Here is a 24,237-nt window from a genome sequence, read left to right as displayed (position 1 = left end):
ATGTAGGTTGTCGCTTGTCCGGGGGTGGTCGGGCGCCCTCGTGGAGCCGAGCTCAGCGGGCGCCGACCGTCTCTTCCAGTAGCAGCCGGTAGCCGCGCGACCCTTGAAGACCGTGCGTCCAGGCCGAACACAATCGCAAGCGATCTGGCGCAGTCAACTGCCATCCGAGCCGAAACGGACGCCGATAAATCGTAGCGAAGTCGCGTGACGTCGCCGTAGCACCGAGTTCGCTTGGGTTGTCAGATGTTGTGGGCAATCAACGCTTTTCGCTGGTAGAACCCAGGTTCCAGTTGCGCTTGACAGTGCTGAGTTGTCTGAGGTGGCGGTAGTCTCAACTAATCGGCAGGTTTCTGGTTCGAGTCCAGATGGGGGAGCTGTGACCAGGGCGAACGTATCAGTTCGACCCTGGTTTTGGTCCGTTTCTGGGGTCGGACGACACGCTTTCAGCCCGCGAGGCGTCCCAAGGCTGCGGTGAAGTCGCGCGCTTCGCTGGGATGGTCGATGTAATGGCGTTTGGGAACCGAGTCGTTAGCATGGCCGAGGTGCTGGGCTGTGTACTGATCGGCGACCAGGGAGGCCACAGCTTCCGGAAGGTCTTCGGAGTGACCCACGCGAACTTCTGGCCCCGAGCTTGGCGCCACAGCCGGTTGAAGTTGTGTGGATCCCAGATGCCGCCGTCGCGATTGCGCCACCAGCAGCCGCCGATATGTGGCACGGTGCAGCCCAACCACCTTGCAGGCGAACCGCTCCGACAAGCCCTTCACCTGTTTGAGCATGTCCACGGCCCGCCGCTTCGTGGCTGGGCTCAGAATTTCCCTTCGCGATCTCCCGCAGCGCGTCCTTCTCAGCTCCGCATCGGCCAGCAACCACTTCAACCGAGCATTCTGGTCCCGCAGCTCCCTGAGCTCCTTGGCCGCATCAGTGTCCATGCCGCCGTCCTGGCGGCGCCAGTTGTACAGCGTGCCCCCTGACTTCGAGCTCGGCGGCGATCTCCTCTTCTTCGACGAAATCGTGACACAGCGGTCAACCAAACCGACTCCGCGAAACCCGGGAACATCAGGTCGCTACGGGCGGTGATGGCGCTGAGTGGCCCAGAGCGCCTGTCGTCGGGCTTGGTCATCTCTGGTAGTGGGCTTGCAGTTGCCGTTTGTAGATCTTGCCCGAGTCGTCACGCGGCAGCATGCTGACGATGCGGATATCGGCCGGAATTTTGTAGTTGGCGATCTGTCCTGCCAGGCTCGCCCGGATGTGTTCTTCGGTGAGCTGGGTGCCAGGTTGTGGGACGATATGGGCGGCAACGGATTCGCCGAGGTCTCCGTGGTGGGGGATGGCGAAGACAGCGACGTCCTCGACACCGTTGACCGCGGCGATGGCTGCTTCGATTTCGGCGGGGTAGATGTTGACGCCACCGGAGATGATGATCTCGCTCGAGCGGCCGGTGAGATACAGGTAGCCGTCGTGGTCGAGGTATCCAGTGTCGCCGACGGTGATGAATCCGGGGACCGACCCCGCGGGTACGGTGTCCTGGTTGAGGTAGGTGAAACTCGGCCAGTAGTCGGCTCCTCGGACGAATACTTGCCCGATTTCTCCTGGGGGACAGGGGGTTCGGTCGTCATTGACGACCACGGCGGTTGAGCCGTCGGCGCCGCGGCCGACACTGCCGGGGTGTGCGAGCCATTCGTTGGCGGTGATCCAGGTGATGGTGCCCGCTTCGGTGCAGCCGTAGAACTCGATGAGTGCATCGCCGAACCATTCGATCGCGGCGCGTTTGACCGTCGGCGGGCAGGGGGCGGCGGAGTGGATCACATGCGTGAGGCTGGAAACGTCATAGCGGCTACGGATTTCGGGAGGAAGCGACAGGAGCCTGGAGAGCATCGTTGGGACGACTTTGGCCTGAGTGATGCGGCGTTCGTCGACGAGTTGGAGAAATCGCTCGCTGTCCCAACGCGGCATGATTGTGATGTTGGTGCCCATCCGCAGCGCGAGCACCGCGACCGCGTTCGGGCTGGTGTGATACAGGGGACCGGCCACGAGCATCTGCCCGCCGGGTGTGAGTCCCATGCGGTTGGCGGTGCCGCTCGCGATGGATAGCAGTTGATGCGGTGTCATGCGTTCGCGGAGAACGCCTTTGGGTGTGCCGGTGGTTCCGGAGGTGTAGATCAGTCCCATCGAATCCGCGATGGCTCCCTCGAGGTGGCCCAGAGGTTCGAGGTGATCGCTGATCCGCTCCTCGAGGGTGCAGTGGCGGTGCGTCGGCTGCGCGAGCGCCCGGTCGAGGCCGGCCTCGTCGAGGAGTTCGACCGGCATGGCGACTTCGATGATGTGTGCGTCGACGGCGGATCGGGCGATTGCTCGTTCGATCGTGTCGATGAATTCGGTGTGGGCGATGATGACTCGCGCGCGGCTGTCGATAAGGACGTGGGCGACCTCTGGTCCCTGCCACCGGGTGTTGATCGGGACGGGATTTGCTCCGCATGCGGCGATCGCGAGAGAGGTCTCCAGGAACTCGATGTCGTTGCGCAGCATGACCGCGACGCGGTCGCCGCGGTTCGTGCCTTCGGCGACGAGGGCGGCGGCGAGTCGGCCGGCTCGATTGTGGGCGTCGTGCTGATTGCGGGTCCGGGTTCCGCAGGCGATGGTGGGGTTCGTCGGGTCGTTGGGCGAGACGTCATCCATGAGCCGCAGTGTGCCACTACCAGCGGCAAGTTGCGGCTTGCACTGACTCAGCCGGGAGTGAGGTCGAAGAAGTCAGCGATCGCGCCGGTAGCGTCGAAGCCCGAGACAGGGTTGCCGAAAACCCATCGCATCCCGGTCGAGGCACCAGGAATCTGATGTCCGCCACCGACGACGGTGTAGAGGGTGACTGGTGCGAGACCGGATTCTCGATAGTCGGTCCGACACACCTGCCCCTCGCCCGCGGTCGTGCCGTCGGCGTTCATCCAGTGAAATGACGGCGGCGCGGTGATCCCGTTACGGTGGGCGAAGTACGCCGCCGTTTGCGCTGCCGATAAGTGTGGCCCCTTGGGAAACCATCCCCGAACCTGAACCCGTCGTTCACCCTTACCCCGCAAGAGCTCACGTCTCTGTTGGTGCCGCCTTCTGCGGGCGGGCCGGGCCGTGGTCTCATCGATGACGGTCTCGAATTGGCCGTCAAGGTCGGCATTCCCATCCCGGATGGCGACACGACCAAGCTGTCACGCTCCGCCGACGTTTGGAACACCCTCGCCACCAACGCCACCGTCACCGGCACCCCGGGTGAACTCGAACGCGCGGCCGCGATGTTCGAACAAATCACCTCCCCCGATGCGAACTTCATTGACGAAGACCTGCGTGAACTCAAAACCGCCGCAAGCGATCTCGCAGGGGCCTACGGCGAACTCGCCCAGTCATGCCGGGATCAGAAAAAAGCCCACGACGACATGCGGGCCGACCTCGAGCAGCTGGTCAAAGATCTCGCCATCGAGCTCGCCACCGAGGTTGCTGTCGACCTCGCACTCTCGGTCCTCGCGTCGTGTGTCAGCTTCGGCGTCGGTGCCTCCGCAGTGGCAGCCAAAGCTGCCGTCAAAGTCGCCAAGATCATCGACAAGTTCGCCGACCTGCTCAAGAGGGCTGTCCAAGCCGCGAAACTCCGGGCCGCGGTCAAGATCGAACGGGTCACGGCCAAAACAAAACAATCCATCCAACGCATCAAGGACCTCAAAGACAAGCTGGTCGAAAAACTCAAGAACTGGAGAAAAAACGGGCAGGGTCGTCAGACCGGGGGCGAGTTGCGCAGGCCCCGCAACGATGCCGACTTCGAATACGAGTGGGCGGACTCGGCCTACGATACGATCCGTCGCGGCGATGCCGACATCGATGATATTGCCAGGAACACCGAGAAATATGGATTCTCGCGGTCGGATATTGAGCAGATCAAGAACCACGTCTTCAAAGAAGAGCATCTGCTCGACTCGTACGACGCGGGGACGATGGGTCGCTTCGAATCCAACCCCCGGATGGCGGAGGCTTGGCAACGCCTGCAAGCAGGCAATCCCCACTCGGCCGACGTCGATCTGTTGCGGCATGAGTTGTATGAGTCCAACTACATGCGTGCGCACGGCCCGAGTTACAAAAACGCGCACCAGGCAGCCATTGATGCTGGTCTCCGCTGGGACCCCGAGGCGGCGGCAAAAGACGGGCTAGGCTACCAGTGGAGCAACTGAGAAAGGGACAAGGTGGCATACTCGATCGGAATTTGGCGCCAGCCGGGCACAACGGTCTATCGCTGGGAGACCGATTATGGGGGTGCGGCCAAACATGAAGGTTTTGTTCGGGTATACCCCGACACCAACACTGTGCGACCCAGCACTCAGAACGGTGACTCGATTGGTGACCTGATCCTCAGGTCGGACGGAGTGCGAGACGGCTCGGCGGAGGGCGTCGATCCGAACCTCCTCCGTCAGATCGCATTAGCGATCCTGCGCAAGGTCGGCCCAGCGGGCGAACTGCCCGAGACCGCGCACAAATACTACGGATGAATTTTGACTTTCCGAGTTCGATGAACTTGCGGATCCGACTTCGGTCGATTTAGTGCGCAAGTCCGTCGGGGCCGAGTTGGTGGGGAAGTCGTGGAGTTCGGCTGGTAGTGGTCGGCGGAGGTGAGAGTTCGGTTGCCTGCGCGGATTTCGATGGTGCGGTAGCGGCGGGTGGGGCGGACGAATTTCCTTATGCTCCAACCGGTTCGGTGTTCGATCCAGTGGCTTACGGCAAGGGAGACGAACACGATGCTCAAGTGTGCCTCGATCGATTGGGCTGCCCTGGCTTCGGGGGCAGCCCCACCGGCGACGCCGGCCCCAAACCCGCGTGCTGCGCGCTCGGCGGTGAGCTTTGCGTCGGCAGCGCCCGGGAAGGTCTTGTCGCTGGAGCCGATGGCCCGCGGACGACTCCGTAGTCCGCGGGCCATCGAACTCTCAGCCCCGGACCAGTGCCAGGACGTCGTCGCGGATTCGAGTCATCATCGCCATATCAGAGGCTTCCACGTTGAGCCGCAACAGTGGCTCGGTGTTGGAGAGGCGCAGGTTGAACCACGCCCCGCCGTCGAGTCGATCGGTCTGCGCGCCGTCGAAATGTATCTCGATTGCGCTGAGTATTGCTGGCACGTCGGCGACTTCGGAGTCGATCTCACCGGATGCGACGTAGCGGGAGTACTCGGCGACCAGTGTGGATAGCGGTTTGTCGGTGGAGCCGAGGGCGGCCAGGACGTGTAGTGCGGCGAGCATGCCAGTGTCGGCGCGCCAGAAGTCGCGGAAGTAGTAGTGCCCGGAGTGTTCGCCGCCGAAGACGGCATTGCGTTCTGCCATAAGGCTTTTCATGAATGTGTGGCCGACGCGTGTGCGTGCTGGCGTGCCGCCGTGGCACTGGGGTCATAACGGAAAGTACGACGATCCGGATGATCCTGAGTTTTGAAGAAGCCGAAGAACGCTACGACGCCGCGGAGCGCGAACTGCTCGAGCTGATGCGTGAAGCACTCTCGATACCGGAAGGCGACGTCACCCTGCCGCTACCTGGCTACAGCCAGGAATGAAGTCGGCCCGCGAACGCCGAGCAGTCGTCAATCATGCGCGATGCCCGGCAGTCGTGCGACTGCCGGGCATCCGGAAGAGATGGAAACTAAGGGATCGGGTACGCACGGAGTACGCAGTACTGTCGCCGCTGCCCGAATCCGACCAACGCCGCCAACAGTGAACACACAGGTCAGGGCAGTATCACCAAGCGACGATCATAACCTGCGCCATGACCACAGAGACCGACTGAAGCGCTAGATATTCGTCCGAAGGTCTTTTCGTGCGAGTTCCATGAATTCGCCATATAGAATCCCCATGTCCCCGAGATATGAATTTAATGATGTTGCCAAATTCGTCCTGTCTTGCTTCCATTCATCGCCGCTTATCGCATTTGAAAGATCTTTATCGGCATACTTCAGTGCAAAGGGTAGGTAATGATCTCGGGTGAAGGACGTAAGCGTGGTCGAAAATTTGGAGACCATAATGGCCGTCTCATCTCCGCCTGTCATCGTCACCAGACTGATGCACCCTTGCAGCTTGATATTCTTATCTGAAATCGTTCGAGTTATATCTTTTACGTCGAAGGGGTGGGGGGAGTATTGCAGCGGTCCTGTCAAACTGCCTATTTCGCTTAGGTAGTCGAGCATAGCCACGACGAAGTTGTTATATACATTCTGGCGATTGGCCCGGATCGACTCAATCGCAGCAAGCCTATCACCGCGATTTGCTTGATTTACACTTACGTACACCGAAGCACTGGCCGAAACAAGGCTCGAAATAATTGCGGCGAGGAGCGCGGCGATTAATGCATATTGACCGCTGCGCGTCGCCACGGCCATTTGCGGTTCGGCAGCGGGTTGTGACGCATCGACGGGCGCTGCCCCCTCCGCTGGTGGGGAGGCTTGCGACGGACGAAGTGACTCCGGGGATGCGGATTCCTGGCGTGCTTCAGTGGTCATGTTTACTCCCACCCGTATGTTCATTTGTCGAGCTATGCTCCCACACAACTGAGCCTCGCGGTGAGGATAGTAAGAGTGTTGCTCCTGTGCCCCAACGATATTGAGGTGAACGCATGGCCTCACCGACACCGAGCAGCTCGGGGAACATGGTGATCAGCGGGTCTGCGCTCGTCCGTTGGAGGGGGAGTCGTCGGTCGGAGAACGCGTTCTGTTGATAAGTTGTAGCTAAGTCACGCTGCGTCGGTGTTGCGTCAAGTTGTCCGAGATTGTTGCCGGTCGTGCATCTGCCGCCAATTGCATTGGCCTGCGGCAGTTTTCGAGGTTGCGATTGACTGTGCGAAGTTGTCTGTAGTATGGCCGATTGTCAGCTAGTCGGCAGGTTTCTGGTTCGAGTCCAGATGGGGGAGCTTTGATCAGGGCGAACGTTACCTTCGACCCTGGTTTTAGTCGTTTCAGGGGGCGAACGACACGCTTTCAGCCCGCGAGGCGTCCTGAGGCCGCAGTGCAGTCGGGTGCTTCGGTGGGGTGGTCGATGTAGCAAGTGAGGGGTTGGAGCGCGGCTGCCAGCTCCACTGGTGACTTCACTGTCGGCGGACCGTGATGTCGGTTTGCTGGGCCGAGATCCGTTGGTATCGACCGAGAGTGATCTAGCGGTCAGAATGTTCGACAGTCGAAGTTGCTCGCTCGGAGGACCTGCGCCGACGGCTTCCGTCACGTGAAAGTAGCCGACCCAGCGTGGGCGCTTTCAGTGATGGTGCCAACCGTTCTCCATGCGGTCCGGGGGCCGAATGCTGTTGCTGCGCAGTCGTGATAGGCCGGTGTTGGTGGTCTCAGGGGCAATGTCCAGGTGTCGCTCCGGGCATGAATTCGGGCAGGGTGAGGGCCGAGTGGGCCGGTCGTCCCTCCGTGGCGGGCAGGGTGCTGAGATTGCGCAGCATGTCGTTGCGCTGTTGCAGGGCCGGGGCGGTGGTGGGGAAGAGTATGGCGTCGCCCTCGCCGATCTGATCCTGGTTCACGGTCACAAACTCACGGGTGTTGTGTTCATAGGCGGCGAAGCCCGCGGCGGCGTCTCGGTCGGCCAGGGAACCGGCGAGCATGTACGCACCGACGAGCGCGAGGCTGGAGCCTTGTCCGGTAAGGAACGAGGGTGCGTACGCGGCGTCGCCCACCAGCGCGATTCTGCCGCTGGACCAGCGAGGCATGCGGATCTGGCTGACCATGTCGATGAACAGATCGTCCGCGTCGCGCATGGCGGCGAGCATGCCAGGGACTTCCCATCCCGCGTCGGCGAAGATCGCGGCGACCAGGTCCTGTTGGGCTTCTGGGTTATCGAACGCGTCGAATGGTGGTTCCGGGTGGACGAAGTTCAGGAAGGCGTGAACTTCGTCGCTGCCCCCGACGGCGTAGAGAGCCGCGGCTCTGCCCGGGGTGTTCCACATCATGATCTCGTGGGAGAGGCCAAAGGTGTTGCGCATGGTGAACCCGGCGAAGCAGTACCCGAGGTATCTGTGGAACTGCTCCTCGGGGCCGAACAGGAACTCCCGGGTACGTGAGTGCAGGCCGTCCGCACCGAACACCATGTCGAACGTACGTCTGCTGCCCCCGCGGAAGGTGACGTCGACCCCGTGGTCGGACTGGTCGAGGGTGCGGATGGAGTCGTTGAACAAGAACTCCACGTCGTCACGGACCGCCGTGTACAGAGCGTCGGTCAGATCTCCGCGCCGCACCTCGAGGTCCCGTCCCGCGACACTGCCGGCGACGGACTGCGGGTTGACCGTGGCCACCAAGCTGGCGTCTCCGTCGAGGAAGGTGAACCGACGCGTTTCGATTTGTGCGTCCTGCAGTTGTGGCAGGATCCCCATCCTCCGGACGACCTCCACTGCGGTGCCGCGTACGTCGATGGGGTAACCACCGCTCCGTAGTGTGCTCGCTTTCTCCACCACCGTGACTGCGTATCCGTAGCGGTTCAGCCAGAACGCGAGGGCCGGCCCTGCGATGCTGGCCCCGGATATCAGGACCTTGCGCCTCGGCGTGGTGAGATCGGTGCGGGTCATCGCTCGACTCCTTTGCTCATGGTGCGGACGGCAAGCAGGGACAGCGCTGTGACGGCGCCTGCGATGACGAAGCCGGTGACGAACGCCGATTCGGGCGGGTCTGCCATCCCGGGGTGGGTCCCGGCGGTGAGGATGGCACCGCTTACCTGTGCGCCTACGGCGAAGCCGATCACGCGAGTCACCAGGACCAGGCTGGTGGCGATGCCGGTATTGCCGTGATCGACAGAGGTGGCGGTCTTGACCACCATCGCCGTGATGCAGACACCACTGGCCAGGGCGATCAGCGCCTTTCCGACGATGAGGTGCCAGACCTCGGTGTGCAGGAACGCCAGGGCGACCAATGTGGCCGCCATGACGCCGATTCCGGCAGCGACCACGGCACTCGCGCCGAAACGTCGCGCCGCGACCCCGCCGAGCGGCCCGCTGATCGCCGCCGCGACGGCGCCGGGCAACAGGTACCGCCCGATGTCGGTGGAGCTGGCCCCGAAGCCGTACCCGTCGGCGGGCACCGCGAACAGCTGCGGAACGAGATACATCGACACCGAGGTACCTACGCAGAGGGCGAATGTGATCACATAGGAGCTCCACATGGCAGGCTTCGCCAGCAGGTGCAGATCGACCATCGGCGAGGGTGACCGGCGTTCGACAAGGATCCATCCGGTCACGAGCAGGGCCAGGAGCGCGACGAGGGCGCCGAGCGCGAGTGGCCGGTTGCCGGCGCTGGGCGCCATCGAGAGCCCGAACATGAGCGTCAGCAAGACGACGCTCAGGAGAACCAGGCCGGGCCAGTCCATCCTGGCATCCGATCGGGCCGGCGGATCGTTCGGCATCAGCCGGTGGACGAACAGGGTCGCCACGACGACCGCGATCGTCGGTATCGCGAACATCCAGTGCCGGGACAGCCCTTCCGCGATGGGCCCGGCCATCAGCGTCCCCAGCATGCCGCCGCCCACGAACAGCCCGCTGACCACCCCGATGGCCACCTGGGACTCTCCCGTTGGGAGGTGCTTGCGTACCAGGATGAACGAGAGTGGCATCGCGCCGACCATCGCGCCCTCCAGTACCTGACCGAGCAGCAGGACCGGCAGGTTCGGTGCCAGCGCGGACACCAGACCACCGGCCGAGACCACCGCCATCAGCCGGAGCATGACCCATTTCCCGCCGTAGCGGTCACCGAGGTTGCCCGCGACCGGCGTGACGAGAGCACCGGTGATGAGCATCGTGATGCTGAGTAGGGCCCCTCGCGCAGGACTCATCGACAATTCGCGTTGCAACAGCGGAAGTGTCGGTGTCACTACCGATTCCAGGGCCCCGGTGGCGGTTGCCAGCATGCCGAGGGCTCCGACAGCGGCTTTCCCGATGCGGACCGGGGGAGCCAGGGTTGTGCTCATGAACGTCCTTTTCCTCGCGGACACGACGGCGATTGGTGAACCCGGGGAAGCGGTACCCGAGGTGGCTCCGCCGGACGGAGCGGGTGTGCATGTGCGGCATGGGTCTTGCCGGGAGATTACACTACACCGTGCAGTGTAGTCGAGCTAGGATATGGCCATGCCGACCACGAAGACACTGCGCGAGGGGTCCACGCAGAAGCGGGCCGCCATCCTCTCCGCGGCCCGGGAACTGTTCCTGGCCGACGGATTCGACCGGTCCAGCCTCGACGCGGTCGCCGCCCGGGCCGAGGTGTCAAAGCGGACGGTCTACGACTACTTCGGCGACAAGCAGACGCTGCTGCAAGCAGTCGTCGATGCCGTCGGCCAGTCACTGATCACCACGGTCCGGCGCATCCTCGATGACACCCTCACCGACCGCATCGACGCCGCCGACCTCGAGGACGTTCTGGTCACATTCTCGATGCGTATTGCGGCCGACATGCTCGGCTCGGCGGAGTACGCAACGTTGCAACGACTGGTCCGGGCGGAACCCGGCCGCCAGGGCGAAAACCCCATGGCCGACACCCCTGACGAGGCACTTGCCGAGCGGTTCGCCGCCTTCGCTACGGCCGGGCTGCTCGACGTCCCCGACGCCAGACTCGCGGCTGACCAGTTCATCGCGCTGACCTTCGGAGTCGCGATCAACAGGTTCGGTTCCGCGAATGCCGTGGAGGACTCCCGCGTCCGGCCGCTCATCGTCGAGGGAGTGCGGACCTTTCTACGGGCGTACCGGGCCAAGTAGGGCTGGGCGGCGTGAACAGAACAGTCAGCACGGCAGTTTGCTGCGAAATGCCGCTTGCCCCAGGCGAACCCGGACTGGTCGCTCGGTGTGACCACCACGGACCTGCTCGCCGGTCACATCCAATGGCGCCAGGTAGTCATCGCCCAAACGTTCGTGCACTACGGCGCCGAACTTGTCCCAATCCAGCTCGCGGGAGCTGTTTGGAACTGCCCTTCATGCACAGTGCGCGAAGTTCCTTGCCGCTCAACACTCCTGCATGGCGCGAACCTTCCGCATCGCGCAAGGGCGCTAGCTGTGACGAGGCAGTGTATTTGTCACTTCGGCAGGATCCCAGCGCACGCGCGCGGCGTCGGCCTTCGTCAGAGCTCGAAAAGCGTTGGACCCCTGAGTGGTTTCCGGACAGGATGCTGCTGGTCGTCGTTACGGGAGGCTTGCTGGTGGAGGTGTTTCTGGAGACCGATCGGCTCGTGTCGCGTCGGTTTACCGACGCCGACGTCGACAACCTGGTCGGGCTGGACAGTGATCCGACGGTGATGCGGTTCCTGGCCGGCGAGCCCACAGCGCGCAGCGAGATCGAAAACAGTGTGCTGCCCAGGATTCTGCGCGACTACCAGCGGAGTCCGGTTGGCTGCTTTGCCATCGTCGAACGATCCAACGGAGCGTTTGTGGGGTGGCTGGCCCTGCAGCCATCGCCAGGCGGTGGCATCGCCGACGTCGAACTCGGCTTACCGGCTCGCTCGGTCAGCCTGGGGCCGGGGATATGCCACCGAAGGAGCGCGGGCGTTGATTCGGAAGGGATTCACCGAACTCGGCATCGGACGGGTATGGGCCCAGACCATGGCGGTCAACATCGCGTCTCGCCGGGTGATGGAAAAGGCTGGACTCCGCTACGTTCGAACCTTTCACCAGCACTTCGATGATCCGCTCCCCGGCACCGAACACGGCGAGGTCGAGTACGAACTACACCGAGCCGACTGGGCGAAGCCGGAGTCATTGGGAAACGCACCCTGACCGAGCTGCTCGCCGACGCGGGTGGCAGAGCGGAAGATCCGATCCCATTGCGAAACCCGCGCGGGCGCCCTGCGACCGATATTCGCGATCAATCCGAGGGCCCCGGCCCGCTACGGCGAACAGCACTCGGTCTCCCGCACTAAGTCCGACCGTGCCGACGCGATGACGTTGGCGACCATACTGCGCGTCGAGTCCCACCTGTAACTGCCAGCCGATAGCGAACTCGTCCAAGCGATCTCGGTGCTCGCTCGCTCTCACCAAGATGCCGTCTGACCCACCAGACCGGGAACGAAGTGCGCTCGGCGCTGCGCGAGTACTACCCCGCATGCCTGGAAACTTGCTGCGGCAAGAGCGCATCCAGCCTCGTCCGACCCGAGGGCCGCGCGGTATTGGCCATCGCCCCGACACCGGCCGCCGCGGCAGCGTCGGGCTGAGCGCATGCTGGATTAGCCGATTGAATGCTGTCGCCGGAGCGGCGCGGTAATTCGGTCGGTGAAATCCCACTGATTGGCGGTAGGACACGGCAGAATGCGGCCATGCGGACATTTGCCCGATTGTTGCAGGCTGCCGTTGCCGGGGCTCTGGTCGTGGTAGCCGGTCATGGCGTCACGGCCGCCCCCGCCGCGAGCGACGCCCATATTCAGTTGCCCTGGACGACTCCTGGGCCGGACGCAGTGCAGGCGTCGGGAGCAGCGCTGGCAGACGGAATCACCGGCACGGTGCTGTGGTCGCGAGAGCCGAACACGCCGTTTCCGATAGCCAGCATCGCGAAGGTGATGACGGCACTGGTCGTGATCAATGCCGGTGATCTCGACCGGACCATTACCGTGCCGCGAGAAGTCATCGCCTACGACACCGAGTACGGCGGAAGCACCGCAGGACTGGTCCCCGGCGAGGTGCTCACCGCACAACAGCTCCTCTACGCGATGATGCTGCCGTCCGGCTGCGACGCCGCCTATACCCTTGCCGAGGCCTACGGGCCCGGCCAAGACGGCTTCATCGCCAAAATGAACGACACCGCGCGCCAAATGGGTCTGGCGGGGACATATTTCACCGATCCCAGCGGACTGCCCGCCCCCACCGACTACTCCACCTACTCCACACCGGCGGACCTGGTGGCCCTCGGCCTGCGCGCGATGAGCCTGCCGGTGTTCCGGGAAATCGTCCGGTCGCAGAGCTATCATCTGCCCGCCGGCCCGAGCAACCGCGATCATCTCTGGCAGACCACGAACAGGATGCTGCACGACTATCCCGGCACTATCGGCATCAAAACCGGATCCACCGACGCTGCGGGAACCTGCCTGCTGTTCGAGACGGTCAGGGCAGGAATACCGCTGATCGGCGTGGTCCTGCACAGCTCACCCGACAGCGCCGTCGCTGCAAAGGACGACGCCGAGCGCATGCTGAACTGGGCCTACAACCCGATCCTGAGCGCCCTGCCGATCGGTTAGCGCCGCAGGCGGCAGGCTGCCTGCGGATCCCGGTGCGCACCAGGACGATCCGCGGCCACAAGACGGATGAGGTCGAATCCGCCTTCGGTGTCGCGGGGCTGCCCTGGTCGAAGGTCGAGTTCGAGCAGTAGATGACGCCTACCAGCCCTGGCGGGTTCTTCAATGGCCGTGGGGCCCGCGGCTCATGGGGTCTGCTCGCGTCCGGTGAACATGCTGACCAGGCTGTGGGGCGCGTTGTCGCCGAACATGAACTCGTGCAGCAGTTCGGCGCCGTCGGTGGCGGCTTCGGCGCTGCGGGGGAACATAGCTCGCTCGTATTCGGTGAGCGCGGCTTCGATGTCGTCGGGGTGCGCAGCGAGGGCCTTGCCGAGTTCGGCGCCGTCCTGCATGGCCAGGTTGGCGCCTTCGCCGTTCGGGGGCGCGAGGTGGGCGGCGTCGCCGAGCAGAGTCACCCCCGGCACCCGGTCCCACCGGTGTTCGATCGGCAGCGTGTAATGGGGCCGCAGGACCGGCGCGGTGTCGCTATCGGTGATCAGTGCGGTGAACTCGGGTGCCCAGCCGTCGAACTCCCGCGCGATGCGCGCGGTCGCCGCGGCGGAATCGGTGAAGTCGATGGCGGCGAACCAGTCCTGCGGCTCGGTGAGCGCCACGTAGGTGTGCAGTGTGCCGCCGTGCTCGCGGTGGGCCTGGATCCCCTTTCCCGGTGCGAGCGCCCAGAACGACCCGCCACCAACAGCCCGGGCGGCGGCGGGGTGGCGCGTGTCGCTGTCGAACAGCCAGGTCTCGACGAACGACATGCCGGTGTACTCGGGTGTCGCGGTGGACAGCAGTGGCCGGACTTTCGACCACGCGCCGTCGGCGCCGACCAGCAGGTTCGTGACGGCGGTGGCGCCGTTGGTGAAGCTCACCTCGTAGGAGCCATCGCCGAGGGCGCGCACACTACTGACCTTGTGGCCCCACCGAACGGTGCGGGCCGGGAGCGAATCGAGCAGCACCCGCCGCAGCTCACTGCGCTGTACCTCCGGGCGGCCACCGGTGCCGTCATCGGCCTTGTCGAACAAGACGGTCCCGTCCCGGTCGAGGACCCGGTACTGCTGGCGGCCCTCGAGGATGAGACTGCGGAAAGCGTCGGTGAGGCCGGCAGCCTCCAGTGCCGGTTGGCCGTTGTTGTCGTGGATGTCGAGCATTCCGCCCTGCGCGCGTGCGGTCGGGGAGTCTTCCGCCTCGTAGACCGTGGACGGAATTCCGTGGACGTGCAGCACGCGGGCGAGGGTGAGTCCGCCGAGACCGGCGCCGACGATCGTGACGTGGGTATTCATGGTGGCTCCTTCGGAAATCGAGGTCGCCCGGGGAGCTCCGGCCGACCTTCTGGTACGCCGTTCCAGTATTGGAATGACGTTCCATCGTGGAACGGCGTTCCAAATGTGTCAAGATGGCAGCATGGCAACGCGGACGCGCCGGTTACAGCGGCGCACAGAGGCGCTCTCCCGGGAGAGCATCGTCGAAGCCGCCGTCGAGTTGCTCGACGCGACCGGCGCGGGCGGGCTGACGTTCCGAGCGCTGACCGAACGCCTCGCCACCGGGCCCGGGGCGATCTACTGGCATGTGGCGAACAAGGACGAGCTACTCGGCGCCGCGACCGATGCGGTAGTTACCGCCGCTCTGGCCATCGCGCCCGCCGAGGCCCCGGGCTCGCCGCAGGACGAGATCCGCACCGTCGCGCTCGGCCTGTTCGACGCCATCGAGGAGCACCCCTGGCTTGCGACGCAACTCGCCACGCAGCTCTCCCACAGTCCCTGGGGGCCGGTGACGCAGCGGATCGTCGAAAGCATCGGTCGCCGGGTCCGCATGCTCGGCGTGCCCGAGAGTAGTTGGTTCACGGCGACCTCAGCGCTAGTGCACTACATCCTCGGCGCCGCCGGCCAGAATGCCGCGAACTCCCGCGTCGGCGCACTCCACGCGGACCGCGGCGAGTTCCTCGAAAGCACGGCGACGGCATGGGAAGAACTCGACCCCGACGACTACCCGTTCATCCGGGCCGTCGCTGACCAGCTCCGCGGGCACGACGACCGCGAGCAGTTCCTCGCCGGGATCGATTTCATCCTCACCGGCGTCACCGCGACCCACCCGCCCAGCGGACAGGCGTACGCCTCATCTGCCAGTTGAGTTGTCGCGACGGCATCAGCCTCGTCGCGCTCCGCCGCTAGGTGGCGAAGGTCTTGGGGCCACCGACATTCGGCGATTCTCCTACCAGGTGACCGGAAGCCGTTGCACGCCATAGACACCGAGGCCATCCGGGCGCATCCGGATCTCGTCCGCGGGCACTGCGAGCTGGAGGGTTGGAAACCGGGATATCAAGGCGGGCAGTGCGGTTCGCATTTCGATCCGGGCCAGGTGCTGGCCCAGGCACTGATGGATGCCATATCCGAAACCCAGGTGTCCCATCGCATTTCGCCGCAGGTCGAGACTGTTCGGATGTTCGAATTTGGCTGGATCGCGATTGGCTGCCTGCGGTGAGAGCGCCACTGTCTGACCGGCTCTGATCACCTGCCCACCCAGTTCGACATCCTCCAGGGCGGAACGGGTCAAGGTGTGGACGATAGCCAGGTAGCGCATCAGCTCCTCGACCGCCCGATCGGCGAGATCGGGATCGGCGCGCAGCGCGGCTAGCTGGTCCGGGTGGCGCAGCAGCGCAAAAGTGCCCATTGCCAACATATTCGAAGTTGTCTCGATTCCGCCGATCAGCAGCAGCACGCCCACTCCGGTGCTCACGCCCCGCGAGATCGGTGCTGGTCAAATCGCTGAGCAGGTCGTCGGTCGGTTCGGCTCGTTTGGCGGCGACCAGGTCCCGCATGTATTCCTGCGACTCCTCGATGGCGGCGATGCCCTGTTCGAGGGGCACGTCCGGATCGCTCAGCTTGGCGACCAGGTTGGCCACCAGGTACTGGAACCGATCCCGATCGGCTCCGGGCACACCGAGTAGTTCACAGATCATCAGCGCCGGAACCGGATAGGCGAACGACCTCACCAGATCCACCGGACCACCGGCTCGTTCCATGGCGTCCAGGTATTCGGTGCTGATCTGTGCCACCCGCTCGGTGAGTAGTTGCATCCGTCTGGCGGTGAACTTGCTGGTCAATAGCTTTCGGTAGCGGGTGTGCTCGGGTGCGTCGAGGTTGAGGAAGTCGCCGGGCGGTGCCGGGGGCAGTGGGCCGAGATCGGCCAGCGCAGAGTGCATGAGCTCGGATCGCGCACTGAAGCGCGGATCGGTCAGGATTGTGCGCACAACGGCATGCCCGGTCGCCAGCCAGCCGTGGTGGCCGTCCGGAAATATCATGCGGATCAGCGGATTTCGCTCACGAAACTGCGCCAGTTCGGTCGGTGGATCGAAGGGGCGGCCCGCGGGACGAACTGTGGGCAACGAGAAGGCGGTGGTCAACGACTCGGTCATCGGATTCCTTCTGGCGCACGAGTTTCAGTTTGAATCGAACGCTAGGCCTCATTCAGAGAGCACTCAACACGGACCGCGCAGTAATTCATGATTACTGCAGATAGATTCGGTTTCATCCGTGCAATGACCTTGCCGTCAAACGCAACGTCGAGTACCCGACATGCAATGAGATGTCGCTGAACGCATACTGATACCGCGCGACGAACCTGAAGGAGTACTGCACCTATGCCAGGAGGCAGGCTCACCCTGCACGAGCGGGAATGCATCGCGGCCGGACTCGCCGATGGGCTGGGGTACACCGAGATCGGGCGCCAGCTCGGGCGGCCGGCCTCGACGATCAGCCGAGAGGTGACCCGCAACGGCGGCCCCGGTCGTTATCGCGCCGACCGAGCTCACCGGGCCACTGCGGTGCGGGCCCAGCGAAACAGGGCGGCGACAGCGCAGCAATCGGGCCCTGCTTCAGCGGGATTCACGCTCGATAACGATGCGGTGCGCGATTTCGCGACACACTTCACCGAGTTGTTCGTAAACGACGGTATGCCTCGGATGCAAGCGCGGGTGCTGACTTGTCTGCATCTCGCCGACTCCGGCAGTCTCACCGCGGCCGAATTGGTGCGTTGGCTCCAGGTGAGTCCGGCCTCCATCTCCACAGCTGTCGGCGCGCTGGAGAAACGGGATCTCATTCGCCGGGAACGTGATTCGCGACGCCGCGATCGATACTGCATCGATGACGACACCTGGTACCGCACCACGCTGAACCTGGCCCGCGCCACCGAAGAACGGGTAAAGGCGGCTCGCCGAGGGGCCGAAATGCTCGGTGTGGCAACGCCTGCGGGTGCCCGGCTGAACGAGATAAGCCGATACCTCGACTATGTCGGTCGGCAGATGGTCCTAGTCGTCGAACGCTGGCATCGCTCGTGAGCTAACCCCAGACCAATATCCACCGGGGAGCTATGACGGGGGTGCTCGCACATCACCAATGTCGAAGTAGAGCTGGCTCACCTCCAGGATTGCTATAGAATTGCTGGATAATTCGAGCCTGATCGAAGGCGATTTCGCACCCGTTGTGTCGCGGGTGCGGTAGGCAGTGCGCGTGGCCGCGCGGCGGCTTTGCGCGGAACTTCAACACGAGGGCGGCGTTCCATGACAGACGTCGACTATTGCGTAGTTGGTGGGGGATTTGCCGGATTGACGGCCGCGCTGCGGCTGAAGCAGGCGGGTCGTTCGGTGGCGCTGCTGGAAGCTCGCGACCGGCTCGGCGGGCGCACGTTCACCGAGGTGCGCGCGGACGGGGCCTGGATCGATCGTGGTGGCGCCTGGATAGGGCCGGGGCAGGACCGGATCTATGCGTTGATGAACGAGTTCGGGGTACCGAGCTACCAGCAATACACCGACGGCGAGGCCATGATGGTGGTCGACGGCAAGCAACATCGCTATACGGGCACGATCCCGTGGACGATGAGCCCCTGGGCGGCGATGAACCTCGGTGCTGTGCTTCTCGAGCTGGGACATATGTGCAAGTCGATTCCCCTCGAAGCTCCGTGGTCGGCGAAGAATGCCGACAAGTGGGATCGGATCAGTCTGGCGCATTGGCTGGACAGCAACACCCTGTCCAAGCCCGCCCACGAGCTCCTCGAGACCGCGATCGCCGGCTGCTACACCTCCGACGCCTCGGAGGTGTCGTTGCTCTTTGTCCTGTACCAGATGGCATCGGGGGGCGGGCCCGGCTTCGTCTTGGGAGTCAAGGACAGCGCCCAGGATGCTCGACCGGTCGGGGGCATGGGTGCCATCTCGGGGCCGATGGCGGCCGAGATCGGCGATTCGATCCACCTGTTGCAGCCGGTCCGGCGCATCCGTCAGGACGTGGACGGGGTGACGGTACGCTCCGACGAGATGACCGTGCGGGCACGCCGGGTGATCGTGGCGGTTCCTCTTGCGATTGCGAGCCAGATTCTTTACGAGCCGATGCTGCCGGTCGATCGATCGTTCTTGCATCAGCGGATGCCGAGCGGCTCGATCTTCAAGATTGCGGCCGTGTATGACGAACCGTTCTGGCGGAGTGACGGGTTGTCGGGACAGTCGGCCGCCCCGGGGTCGCCCGCGACCATCACTATCGATGCCTGCACCGACGCCGGGCGACCCGGGATCATGTGCGTGATCACCGAGGGGCCGATCGCGCGGCAGATCGGACAACTCGATGAGCCCGAGCGGAGGACGGCGATACTCGGTGCGCTCGTCGAGCGGTTCGGCGACAAGGCTCGCTCGCCCGTCGACTACATCGAGCAGAACTGGAGTGCCGAGCGCTACTCCGGTGGCGGGATGCTAAGTCACGCACCGACCGGTGTGCTGACACAGTTCGGCCATGCCCTGCGCGCACCTTGCGGCCGCATCCACTGGGCCGGAACCGAGAGCTCTGCGGTCATGTGTGGTTGGGTCGATGGAGCCATTCGTTCGGGTGAGCGGGCAGCGAGCGAAGCAATGGAATACGAAACCGTGACCGTGGCCGTGGCCGGAGGACGGTCGACTGATCGTTGAAGCCTTGTGCGACAGGACTGTTCGGTCCGTGCACGCGCTAGGCGACCTTCGTGTAGGTCAGGTCGAAGTCCGTCTTCCAGGTCGTTCGGTCCTCGGCCAGTTCCCAGCGCCCCTGGATCGTCGTTCCGTCGTCGGAAAATCTGCCGGTGAATCGCTGGGCGAAGGGCTCGCCGTCGCGCTGCAGTGTCCAGGTGCTGTCGGTCAGGGTCATTTCGTAGATTCGCTGAACGTCCCGGTCGTCGGTGTAGAGCTGGTAGTAGGTGTCGCTCATTCCATCGCAACCGATGATCGCGACACCGTCGGGAGCCTCGGGCAGGTCGATATGCCAGCGCTGGACCAATAGCGGTGTGCCCGTAAGCCATTCGAAGGTGACGCGGCCGGCACCCGGCCACGGCGGCCCGCCGGGAGGTCCGGCCTGCATCGTCCATTCCCCGACGAAGACCTGCAGGCGCTTACGTGCCGATTCGTTGGCGGACTGGTTCATCGCGCTCTCCTCTCCGATGGATTACTGATATGGACGCCGCGAGACGATCGGACTCATCGGTGCCCAAGGCGGCAGATGACAACGAGACCGCAAAGGTGCGGTCGGAGACGTCGCGGTTCGCGGTCGAAGCCAGTCTGTGTCCGGCGAGGTTCGGACGAAGTTGCCGAATCCGATTCCGGATGATGTTGGTGTGCCGCAGAGTCGGCGGCGATGACGACGGTGTTGCGGTCGCCGGGTTGGGGATATTCACGGCGCTGGAAGCAGTGCTACGACATAAGTGATCAGTCGATCGTTCTGCACGCACTGATGTTGGCCGGACTCGACGAATCCGAGGCGGTGGAAGAGTCGCAGACTGCGGGTGTTCCACGACTGAACAACCACGCGTAGGACGGACGTCGGATGGGCTCGGCGGATATGAGTGATCACGGCATTTCCGAAACTGAAGCCATAGCCCTGGCCAACCCACGTCGGAGCCATACCCACGCCGAGGTCGACCACACCAGGCTGCCCGTCCAACCCTGGCACCCGCGCTTCTGCTCCGGTGCAGTAGAACCCAACCATTTCGTCGTCATCGCGGCCGACCACTGCCCGGTACTCGCCTGCGGCATTGTGAAGTTCGCCTTCAGTGGAGTCGTAAACACTCCACAGACCGTCATATCGCCAGGCAGCCACGCAACGAGCATCGCCAGTGGTCCATGAGCGCACAACAAGACGGTCGGGCCATCTGGAAGTCATCTGCTGATGGTCGCTGAAATCACGGTGCGGTCGAAGGAGATTCATGCACGCCTGGGATAGCGAAAGGTCGCCCTCAGCAACTCTCGTGCGTAACGGATGGTGAGAGTCGGGCGGCGAGGTCGGCAAACTCCTCGATCAGTGGCGTGTGCCGGTCGGCGCTCCAGGCCAGGCCGGGAGGCCGGGTGTTGTCTCGGATCGCTTCCAGCCTGGCTTGCTGCGCTGGGTCCGGTTTCAGGAACGAACGCCTGACAGATGGGTGTTCGTGGACGCAAGGCGTAGAAAATGGTCGCGCGCGTCAGCCTGAGATGTGGGCCTCGATTCCGTCGAGGAGGAAGTCGAGGCCGGTTCGGAAGGTCTGGTTGGCATCCAGGTGGGCGCCGTCGTGTACGACCGTGGCCAGCGCGGGGAATCGGCCAGTTGCGAAGGTTCGCTCCAGATAGGGCCCGAAGGCGGCCTGCCACTGCTGCTTGTCCATCCCCGTGGCCCGCTCGGCGCGCCGCTCGGTGATCTCTCTGCGCACCGCGCCGATCACGTACGCATTGACCGCGTCGACCACCGGCATGACGGTGTCCACGTCGACGCCACCCATTGCGGCCACCACAGCCTCGCCCCTGGCCAGCGCGTGCGGCCCGAGTTGGGGCCGCCCACCGATCAGGTCGGCGAGCCATTCGTGCTGGTGAGCGGCTTGTCGGGTGGTTTCGGCAAGGGAGCGCAGCACTGCTCGCCAACCGTCTCCGGCCGGCCGGATCTCGGCGTAGACCGCATCGACCATCAGGTCGAGCAACTCGTCCTTGGTGGCGATGTACCCGTAGAGCCGCATCGGCCCAACGTCCAGGGCGGCGGCGACCTTGCGCAGCGACACCGCCTCCAGGCCGTCCGCGTCGGCCAGCCGGATCGCCGCTCGTACGATCCGCTCCCGGCTGAGCGGTGCCAGCACCGGTCGATTCGGTGGCTCCGGGCGCTCCCACACCAACATGCCGCTGACGATACATCGGATGGTGCGATACAGTGTATCGGAAAATGCGGTGTATCGAAGGGGAACCCATGACCATCGCCATCGTCGGAGCCGGACTGGGCGGCCTGACCCTCGCCAGGGTGTTGCACGTGAACGGCATCGACGCCGTGGTGTACGAACGTGAACTCTCGCGCGGCGCGCGTGGTCAGGGCGGCATGCTCGACATACATTCCGGGCAGCGAGCGCTGCGTGCGGCCGGCCTGATCGACCAGTTCCACGCCATCGCCCGCGGCGAAGGGCAGGACATGCGCCTGCTGGAGCCGGACGGCACCTTGCTGCTCCAAGAGGACACGCCCGACGACGCCCCGCTCGAGCGACCGGAGGTCGACCGCGCCGATCTGCGCAACCTGCTGCTGGATTCCCTTCCCGAAGACGTGGTGCGCTGGGGGCACGCGTTCACATCCGCCGACAACGGCCTGCTGCACTTCGCCGACGGCAGCACCGCGACGTATGACCTGCTGGTCGGCGCGGACGGCGCGCAGTCCCGGGTCCGCGCGCTGCTCACCGACGCCCGCCCGGCGCATATCGGCCAAAACGTCGTCGAGATCGGCATTCCCGACATCGACCACACGCACCCCGACCTCGCGGCGATGGTCGGGCGCGGCAACTACTGGGTGCTCGGCGACGGACTATCTCTGGCGGCGCAGCGTAATGGCGACGGCCGCGTTCGCATCGGAATCAGCTTCTATAACACCGCCGAGGACTGGTTCGCTACCAGCGGGATCCCGTTCGACGACCCGGCCGCCGCCCGGGCGCGGCTGATCGAGCTGCTACCCGGCTGGGACTCACGGTTCACCGCGCTGATCGCGGCCTGCGACGGCACGGTCGTGCCGCGGTCGATCACCACGCTCCCGGTCGGCCTGACCTGGCCGTCGACGCCGGGCGTCACGCTGCTCGGCGATGCCGCGCACCTGATGCCGCCGGTGGGAGAGGGCGCAAACATGGCACTGCTCGACGGCGCCCTGCTCGGCCTCGCGCTGGCCGCGCACCCGGACGACTTTCCCGCCGCCGTCGAGGAATACGAACGCGAGATGTTCGAACGCACCAGCGCTGCCGCCCGGATGTCCGCACGCATGCAGGAAATCCTGACATCACCGGACGCCAGCCGGAGAATGCTCGCGTTCTTCAGTCGAGCTGAAATGTAGCCGGTTACGGTCGGACAACCGGACGTCCAGCCAGCGCGATCACCCGTTGTTCATTTGGTGCCGAAAACCGGCCGGCTCGATGCGGGTGCGCACGTCGGCGTCGGCGGGCAGGTCGTCGAGGTCGTGGCCTGCGGGTAGCGCGGCGGGAAGGGACTGCAGCATCCGTTTGTAGCCGTTGGCCGTTCGGGCTCGCCGAGCAGTCCGACGTCGTGATAGTGCCGCACCGTCCGCAGGCCGGTGCGGGCGAGTTCACGGGTGCTCCATGCGATGCCTGTCGCCTTCCGCCTCGCGTCGACGCCGCACGGGCGGGCTCCCGGGGAAGCTCACCGATGCGGGTCGGCGCGTACATGCGATCGCAGCCCTTGCGCGCCGAACAGGATGAGCAGTTCGACCGTGCCACCGTCGGCGCTGCCCAGCCAGTGCGGTACGGAGGTGTCGAATTCCGCGGCCTCGCCGGGCGGCAAGGTCAGGTCGCGCTCGCCGACTACCAGTCGGAGGCGGCCGTTGAGCACATACAGCCACTCGAAGCCGTCGTGTGTCTGCGGCGTCGGCTCCAGTGGTACCGCACGCGCGGGAATGATCATCTTGAACGCGTGCACCCCGCCCGGCCGCCGGGACAGCGGCACGAAGATCATCCCGAACCGCCGGATCGGTTTCAGATGGATTCGGGGATCGCCGGTGCGGGGCGCACCGACGAGGTCGTCCAACGGCACGTCGTAGGTGCGAGCGAGCGGCAACAGCAACTCGAGGGTTGCCCGGCGCTGCCCGCTCTCCAGCCGCGACAGTGTGCTCTCGGAGACGCCGGTCGTCGTCGCGAGGTCGGCGAGGGTGATGCCGCGCTCGCGCCGTAACGCACGCAGCCGCGGGCCCACCGCGTCGAGCACGTCATCGGTTTCGGGGTCCATGCGCCCATCTTGCCGGAACCGCAAGATTGCGTGCCAGAACGTGCTGTGCCGGATGAGACTGAGTCCCACCCACCCGCCGTCTCCGCAAGCTCCGACGGCTTGCCATCCCCGAAAACTATTCCGACAGTAGGAGTCTCGATGACCACCACCGATGCGGTCACGTTCTGGGACGCGGTGTATGCCGACCGGCCGGCACCCGCGGACCCGCGCCCGAATGTTCTTCTCGCCGAGACGGTTCCGGATGTGTCACCCGGCGACGCACTGGACCTCGGCTGCGGCGACGGAGGCGACGCGTTGTGGCTCGCCCAGCGCGGTTGGCGGGTGACCGCCATCGACATCTCGGCCGTGGCGATCGATCGGCTCGCCGGCCTCGCCCGCGCGCACGGCCTGCACGACCGGATCACCGGCGAGCGGCACGACCTGCGCGAGTCCTTTCCCGCGGGGCGGTTCGACCTGGTCTGCGCGCACTACCTGCACACCCCGTACGACTTCGACAGAGCCGCCGTGCTGCGCCTGGCCGCCTACGCACTGCGGCCGGGCGGGCGGCTGCTGGTCGTCGACCACGGCTCGACCGCGCCCTGGTCGTGGAATCAGGATCCCGACATCCGGTACCCGTACCCGCACGAGGTCGCGGCCGCAATCGACCTGGATCCGGCGACGTGGACGGTCGAGCGTGCCGACGCGCCCCGCCGTACCGCGACGGGACCGGACGGGCGCACCGCCGAGGTCACCGACCACGTCCTGCTCATCCGCCGCACCGCCTGACCCCCTCCAGGG

Annotated in this window: 24 protein-coding genes and 4 pseudogenes; 12 read left to right on the top strand and 16 right to left on the bottom strand. The window is 64.8% G+C overall.

What is annotated here, in order from left to right:
• Positions 1–443: 443 nt before the first annotated feature.
• From ACQP2D_RS33565 to ACQP2D_RS33555, 3 genes are all read right to left on the bottom strand, one after another.
• Complete coding sequence (locus tag ACQP2D_RS33565; protein ID WP_433679938.1) at positions 444–1,031, bottom strand: transposase; 588 nt, start codon at positions 1,029–1,031, stop codon at positions 444–446.
• A gap of 85 nt (positions 1,032–1,116) precedes the next feature.
• Positions 1,117–2,676, bottom strand: coding sequence for an AMP-binding protein (locus tag ACQP2D_RS33560; protein WP_433679937.1), 1,560 nt, complete (start codon positions 2,674–2,676; stop codon positions 1,117–1,119).
• A 47-nt stretch (positions 2,677–2,723) separates the two neighbouring features.
• The gene (locus ACQP2D_RS33555) at positions 2,724–2,939 is read right to left on the bottom strand and encodes a hypothetical protein (RefSeq protein ID WP_433679936.1); all 216 of its coding nucleotides are present in this window, start codon (positions 2,937–2,939) and stop codon (positions 2,724–2,726) included.
• A gap of 204 nt (positions 2,940–3,143) precedes the next feature.
• Between ACQP2D_RS33555 and ACQP2D_RS33550 the strand changes: the two genes are divergently transcribed.
• The gene (locus ACQP2D_RS33550) at positions 3,144–4,202 is read left to right on the top strand and encodes a hypothetical protein (protein WP_433679935.1); all 1,059 of its coding nucleotides are present in this window, start codon (positions 3,144–3,146) and stop codon (positions 4,200–4,202) included.
• A 305-nt stretch (positions 4,203–4,507) separates the two neighbouring features.
• On the opposite strand, the pseudogene ACQP2D_RS33545 reads toward ACQP2D_RS33550, so the two are convergent.
• Together ACQP2D_RS33545 and manB are read right to left on the bottom strand one after the other, a co-directional pair.
• Positions 4,508–4,798: pseudogene (locus tag ACQP2D_RS33545) on the bottom strand (hypothetical protein); the annotation flags it as partial.
• A gap of 151 nt (positions 4,799–4,949) precedes the next feature.
• Positions 4,950–5,390, bottom strand: a pseudogene (gene manB, locus ACQP2D_RS33540) (phosphomannomutase/phosphoglucomutase); the annotation flags it as partial.
• A 38-nt stretch (positions 5,391–5,428) separates the two neighbouring features.
• Here manB and ACQP2D_RS33535 point away from each other — a divergent pair.
• Positions 5,429–5,563: a hypothetical protein gene (locus ACQP2D_RS33535; RefSeq protein ID WP_433679934.1), complete on the top strand. Its 135-nt coding sequence runs from the start codon at positions 5,429–5,431 to the stop codon at positions 5,561–5,563.
• Between the two features lie 234 nt (positions 5,564–5,797).
• Here the strand turns inward: ACQP2D_RS33535 and ACQP2D_RS33530 are convergent, their stop codons facing one another.
• The 3 genes from ACQP2D_RS33530 to ACQP2D_RS33520 form a co-directional block, all read right to left on the bottom strand.
• Positions 5,798–6,502 carry a hypothetical protein gene (locus tag ACQP2D_RS33530; protein ID WP_433679933.1) on the bottom strand — a complete coding sequence of 235 codons (705 nt, stop codon included), beginning with the start codon at positions 6,500–6,502 and terminating at the stop codon, positions 5,798–5,800.
• A gap of 830 nt (positions 6,503–7,332) precedes the next feature.
• Positions 7,333–8,556 (bottom strand): FAD-dependent monooxygenase, encoded by a 1,224-nt coding sequence (locus ACQP2D_RS33525; protein ID WP_433679932.1) that lies wholly within the window; start codon positions 8,554–8,556, stop codon positions 7,333–7,335.
• Positions 8,553–9,947, bottom strand: coding sequence for an MFS transporter (locus ACQP2D_RS33520; RefSeq protein ID WP_433679931.1), 1,395 nt, complete (start codon positions 9,945–9,947; stop codon positions 8,553–8,555). Before ACQP2D_RS33520 ends, ACQP2D_RS33525 begins: the two co-directional genes overlap by 4 nt.
• A 157-nt stretch (positions 9,948–10,104) precedes the next feature.
• Between ACQP2D_RS33520 and ACQP2D_RS33515 the strand changes: the two genes are divergently transcribed.
• The 4 genes and pseudogenes from ACQP2D_RS33515 (at position 10,105) to ACQP2D_RS33500 (ending at position 13,190) form a co-directional block, all read left to right on the top strand.
• Positions 10,105–10,728, top strand: coding sequence for a TetR/AcrR family transcriptional regulator (locus tag ACQP2D_RS33515; RefSeq protein WP_433679930.1), 624 nt, complete (start codon positions 10,105–10,107; stop codon positions 10,726–10,728).
• A 47-nt stretch (positions 10,729–10,775) separates the two neighbouring features.
• Positions 10,776–11,441: pseudogene (locus ACQP2D_RS33510) on the top strand (GNAT family N-acetyltransferase); the annotation flags it as partial.
• On the top strand, positions 11,428–11,739 hold the full coding sequence (locus ACQP2D_RS33505; protein WP_433679929.1) for a GNAT family N-acetyltransferase: 312 nt from the start codon (positions 11,428–11,430) through the stop codon (positions 11,737–11,739). The pseudogene ACQP2D_RS33510 and the gene ACQP2D_RS33505, both read left to right, overlap by 14 nt.
• 536 nt (positions 11,740–12,275) lie before the next feature.
• Positions 12,276–13,190, top strand: a complete 915-nt coding sequence (locus ACQP2D_RS33500) for a D-alanyl-D-alanine carboxypeptidase family protein (RefSeq protein ID WP_433679928.1) — start codon at positions 12,276–12,278, stop codon at positions 13,188–13,190.
• Between the two features lie 182 nt (positions 13,191–13,372).
• On the opposite strand, the gene ACQP2D_RS33495 is transcribed toward ACQP2D_RS33500, so the two are convergent.
• The gene (locus ACQP2D_RS33495; RefSeq protein ID WP_433679927.1) at positions 13,373–14,509 is read right to left on the bottom strand and encodes an FAD-dependent oxidoreductase; all 1,137 of its coding nucleotides are present in this window, start codon (positions 14,507–14,509) and stop codon (positions 13,373–13,375) included.
• Positions 14,510–14,630: 121 nt separating this feature from the next.
• On the opposite strand from ACQP2D_RS33495, the gene ACQP2D_RS33490 reads away from it, so the two are divergent.
• A complete protein-coding gene (locus ACQP2D_RS33490) occupies positions 14,631–15,356 on the top strand; it encodes a TetR/AcrR family transcriptional regulator (protein ID WP_433679926.1) in 726 nt (241 codons plus the stop codon).
• An 81-nt stretch (positions 15,357–15,437) separates the two neighbouring features.
• Here the strand turns inward: ACQP2D_RS33490 and ACQP2D_RS33485 are convergent, their stop codons facing one another.
• A complete protein-coding gene (locus ACQP2D_RS33485) occupies positions 15,438–15,962 on the bottom strand; it encodes a cytochrome P450 (RefSeq protein ID WP_433679925.1) in 525 nt (174 codons plus the stop codon).
• Between ACQP2D_RS33485 and ACQP2D_RS33480 the strand changes: the two genes are divergently transcribed.
• The 3 genes from ACQP2D_RS33480 to ACQP2D_RS33470 all read left to right on the top strand — a co-directional run bounded on the left by ACQP2D_RS33480 (position 15,955) and on the right by ACQP2D_RS33470 (position 19,176).
• Entirely contained in the window at positions 15,955–16,173 is a 219-nt protein-coding gene (locus ACQP2D_RS33480) for a hypothetical protein (RefSeq protein ID WP_433679924.1), read from the top strand. The two genes, ACQP2D_RS33485 and ACQP2D_RS33480, sit on opposite strands and share 8 nt — an antisense overlap.
• A gap of 693 nt (positions 16,174–16,866) precedes the next feature.
• Positions 16,867–17,562: a helix-turn-helix domain-containing protein gene (locus ACQP2D_RS33475; RefSeq protein ID WP_433679923.1), complete on the top strand. Its 696-nt coding sequence runs from the start codon at positions 16,867–16,869 to the stop codon at positions 17,560–17,562.
• A 222-nt stretch (positions 17,563–17,784) separates the two neighbouring features.
• A complete protein-coding gene (locus ACQP2D_RS33470; RefSeq protein WP_433679922.1) occupies positions 17,785–19,176 on the top strand; it encodes a flavin monoamine oxidase family protein in 1,392 nt (463 codons plus the stop codon).
• Between the two features lie 37 nt (positions 19,177–19,213).
• Here the strand turns inward: ACQP2D_RS33470 and ACQP2D_RS33465 are convergent, their stop codons facing one another.
• From ACQP2D_RS33465 to ACQP2D_RS33455, 3 genes are all read right to left on the bottom strand, one after another.
• Positions 19,214–19,660, bottom strand: a complete 447-nt coding sequence (locus ACQP2D_RS33465; RefSeq protein ID WP_433679921.1) for a hypothetical protein — start codon at positions 19,658–19,660, stop codon at positions 19,214–19,216.
• Between the two features lie 246 nt (positions 19,661–19,906).
• Positions 19,907–20,395, bottom strand: a complete 489-nt coding sequence (locus tag ACQP2D_RS33460) for a GNAT family N-acetyltransferase (protein WP_433679920.1) — start codon at positions 20,393–20,395, stop codon at positions 19,907–19,909.
• 295 nt (positions 20,396–20,690) lie between these two features.
• Entirely contained in the window at positions 20,691–21,371 is a 681-nt protein-coding gene (locus ACQP2D_RS33455) for a TetR/AcrR family transcriptional regulator (protein ID WP_433679919.1), read from the bottom strand.
• Between the two features lie 44 nt (positions 21,372–21,415).
• Here ACQP2D_RS33455 and ACQP2D_RS33450 point away from each other — a divergent pair, with 44 nt between their 5' ends.
• Positions 21,416–22,555 (top strand): FAD-dependent oxidoreductase, encoded by a 1,140-nt coding sequence (locus tag ACQP2D_RS33450; RefSeq protein WP_433679918.1) that lies wholly within the window; start codon positions 21,416–21,418, stop codon positions 22,553–22,555.
• A 39-nt stretch (positions 22,556–22,594) separates the two neighbouring features.
• Here the strand turns inward: ACQP2D_RS33450 and ACQP2D_RS33445 are convergent, their stop codons facing one another.
• The 3 genes and pseudogenes from ACQP2D_RS33445 to ACQP2D_RS33435 all read right to left on the bottom strand — a co-directional run bounded on the left by ACQP2D_RS33445 (position 22,595) and on the right by ACQP2D_RS33435 (position 23,460).
• On the bottom strand, positions 22,595–22,717 hold the full coding sequence (locus ACQP2D_RS33445; protein ID WP_433679917.1) for a hypothetical protein: 123 nt from the start codon (positions 22,715–22,717) through the stop codon (positions 22,595–22,597).
• 17 nt (positions 22,718–22,734) lie between these two features.
• Positions 22,735–22,824: pseudogene (locus ACQP2D_RS33440) on the bottom strand (MerR family transcriptional regulator); the annotation flags it as partial.
• 54 nt (positions 22,825–22,878) lie between these two features.
• The gene (locus ACQP2D_RS33435) at positions 22,879–23,460 is read right to left on the bottom strand and encodes a helix-turn-helix domain-containing protein (protein WP_433679916.1); all 582 of its coding nucleotides are present in this window, start codon (positions 23,458–23,460) and stop codon (positions 22,879–22,881) included.
• Between the two features lie 138 nt (positions 23,461–23,598).
• Between ACQP2D_RS33435 and ACQP2D_RS33430 the strand changes: the two genes are divergently transcribed.
• Positions 23,599–24,225 carry a class I SAM-dependent methyltransferase gene (locus tag ACQP2D_RS33430; protein WP_433679914.1) on the top strand — a complete coding sequence of 209 codons (627 nt, stop codon included), beginning with the start codon at positions 23,599–23,601 and terminating at the stop codon, positions 24,223–24,225.
• Positions 24,226–24,237 lie beyond the last annotated feature (12 nt).

It is taken from the genome of Nocardia sp. CA-119907, assembly GCF_050955995.1.
In the GTDB taxonomy this organism is placed as follows: Bacteria; Actinomycetota; Actinomycetes; order Mycobacteriales; family Mycobacteriaceae; genus Nocardia.
The sequence above is the reverse complement of the archived record's forward strand: the minus strand, read 5'-3'. Positions and strand labels throughout refer to the sequence as shown.

Bases quoted from the DNA above. Each gene is read 5' to 3' on its own strand.
- ACQP2D_RS33560 (WP_433679937.1), bottom strand. From the start codon at position 2,676: ATGGATGACGTCTCGCCCAACGACCCGACGAACCCCACCATCGCCTGC.
- ACQP2D_RS33555 (WP_433679936.1), bottom strand. From the start codon at position 2,939: ATGAACGCCGACGGCACGACCGCGGGCGAGGGGCAGGTGTGTCGGACC.
- ACQP2D_RS33535 (WP_433679934.1), top strand. From the start codon at position 5,429: ATGATCCTGAGTTTTGAAGAAGCCGAAGAACGCTACGACGCCGCGGAG.
- ACQP2D_RS33530 (WP_433679933.1), bottom strand. From the start codon at position 6,502: ATGACCACTGAAGCACGCCAGGAATCCGCATCCCCGGAGTCACTTCGT.
- ACQP2D_RS33525 (WP_433679932.1), bottom strand. From the start codon at position 8,556: ATGACCCGCACCGATCTCACCACGCCGAGGCGCAAGGTCCTGATATCC.
- ACQP2D_RS33520 (WP_433679931.1), bottom strand. From the start codon at position 9,947: ATGAGCACAACCCTGGCTCCCCCGGTCCGCATCGGGAAAGCCGCTGTC.
- ACQP2D_RS33515 (WP_433679930.1), top strand. From the start codon at position 10,105: ATGCCGACCACGAAGACACTGCGCGAGGGGTCCACGCAGAAGCGGGCC.
- ACQP2D_RS33500 (WP_433679928.1), top strand. From the start codon at position 12,276: ATGCGGACATTTGCCCGATTGTTGCAGGCTGCCGTTGCCGGGGCTCTG.
- ACQP2D_RS33495 (WP_433679927.1), bottom strand. From the start codon at position 14,509: ATGAATACCCACGTCACGATCGTCGGCGCCGGTCTCGGCGGACTCACC.
- ACQP2D_RS33490 (WP_433679926.1), top strand. From the start codon at position 14,631: ATGGCAACGCGGACGCGCCGGTTACAGCGGCGCACAGAGGCGCTCTCC.
- ACQP2D_RS33475 (WP_433679923.1), top strand. From the start codon at position 16,867: ATGCCAGGAGGCAGGCTCACCCTGCACGAGCGGGAATGCATCGCGGCC.
- ACQP2D_RS33470 (WP_433679922.1), top strand. From the start codon at position 17,785: ATGACAGACGTCGACTATTGCGTAGTTGGTGGGGGATTTGCCGGATTG.
- ACQP2D_RS33465 (WP_433679921.1), bottom strand. From the start codon at position 19,660: ATGAACCAGTCCGCCAACGAATCGGCACGTAAGCGCCTGCAGGTCTTC.
- ACQP2D_RS33460 (WP_433679920.1), bottom strand. From the start codon at position 20,395: ATGACTTCCAGATGGCCCGACCGTCTTGTTGTGCGCTCATGGACCACT.
- ACQP2D_RS33455 (WP_433679919.1), bottom strand. From the start codon at position 21,371: ATGTTGGTGTGGGAGCGCCCGGAGCCACCGAATCGACCGGTGCTGGCA.
- ACQP2D_RS33450 (WP_433679918.1), top strand. From the start codon at position 21,416: ATGCGGTGTATCGAAGGGGAACCCATGACCATCGCCATCGTCGGAGCC.
- ACQP2D_RS33445 (WP_433679917.1), bottom strand. From the start codon at position 22,717: ATGCTGCAGTCCCTTCCCGCCGCGCTACCCGCAGGCCACGACCTCGAC.
- ACQP2D_RS33435 (WP_433679916.1), bottom strand. From the start codon at position 23,460: ATGGACCCCGAAACCGATGACGTGCTCGACGCGGTGGGCCCGCGGCTG.
- ACQP2D_RS33430 (WP_433679914.1), top strand. From the start codon at position 23,599: ATGACCACCACCGATGCGGTCACGTTCTGGGACGCGGTGTATGCCGAC.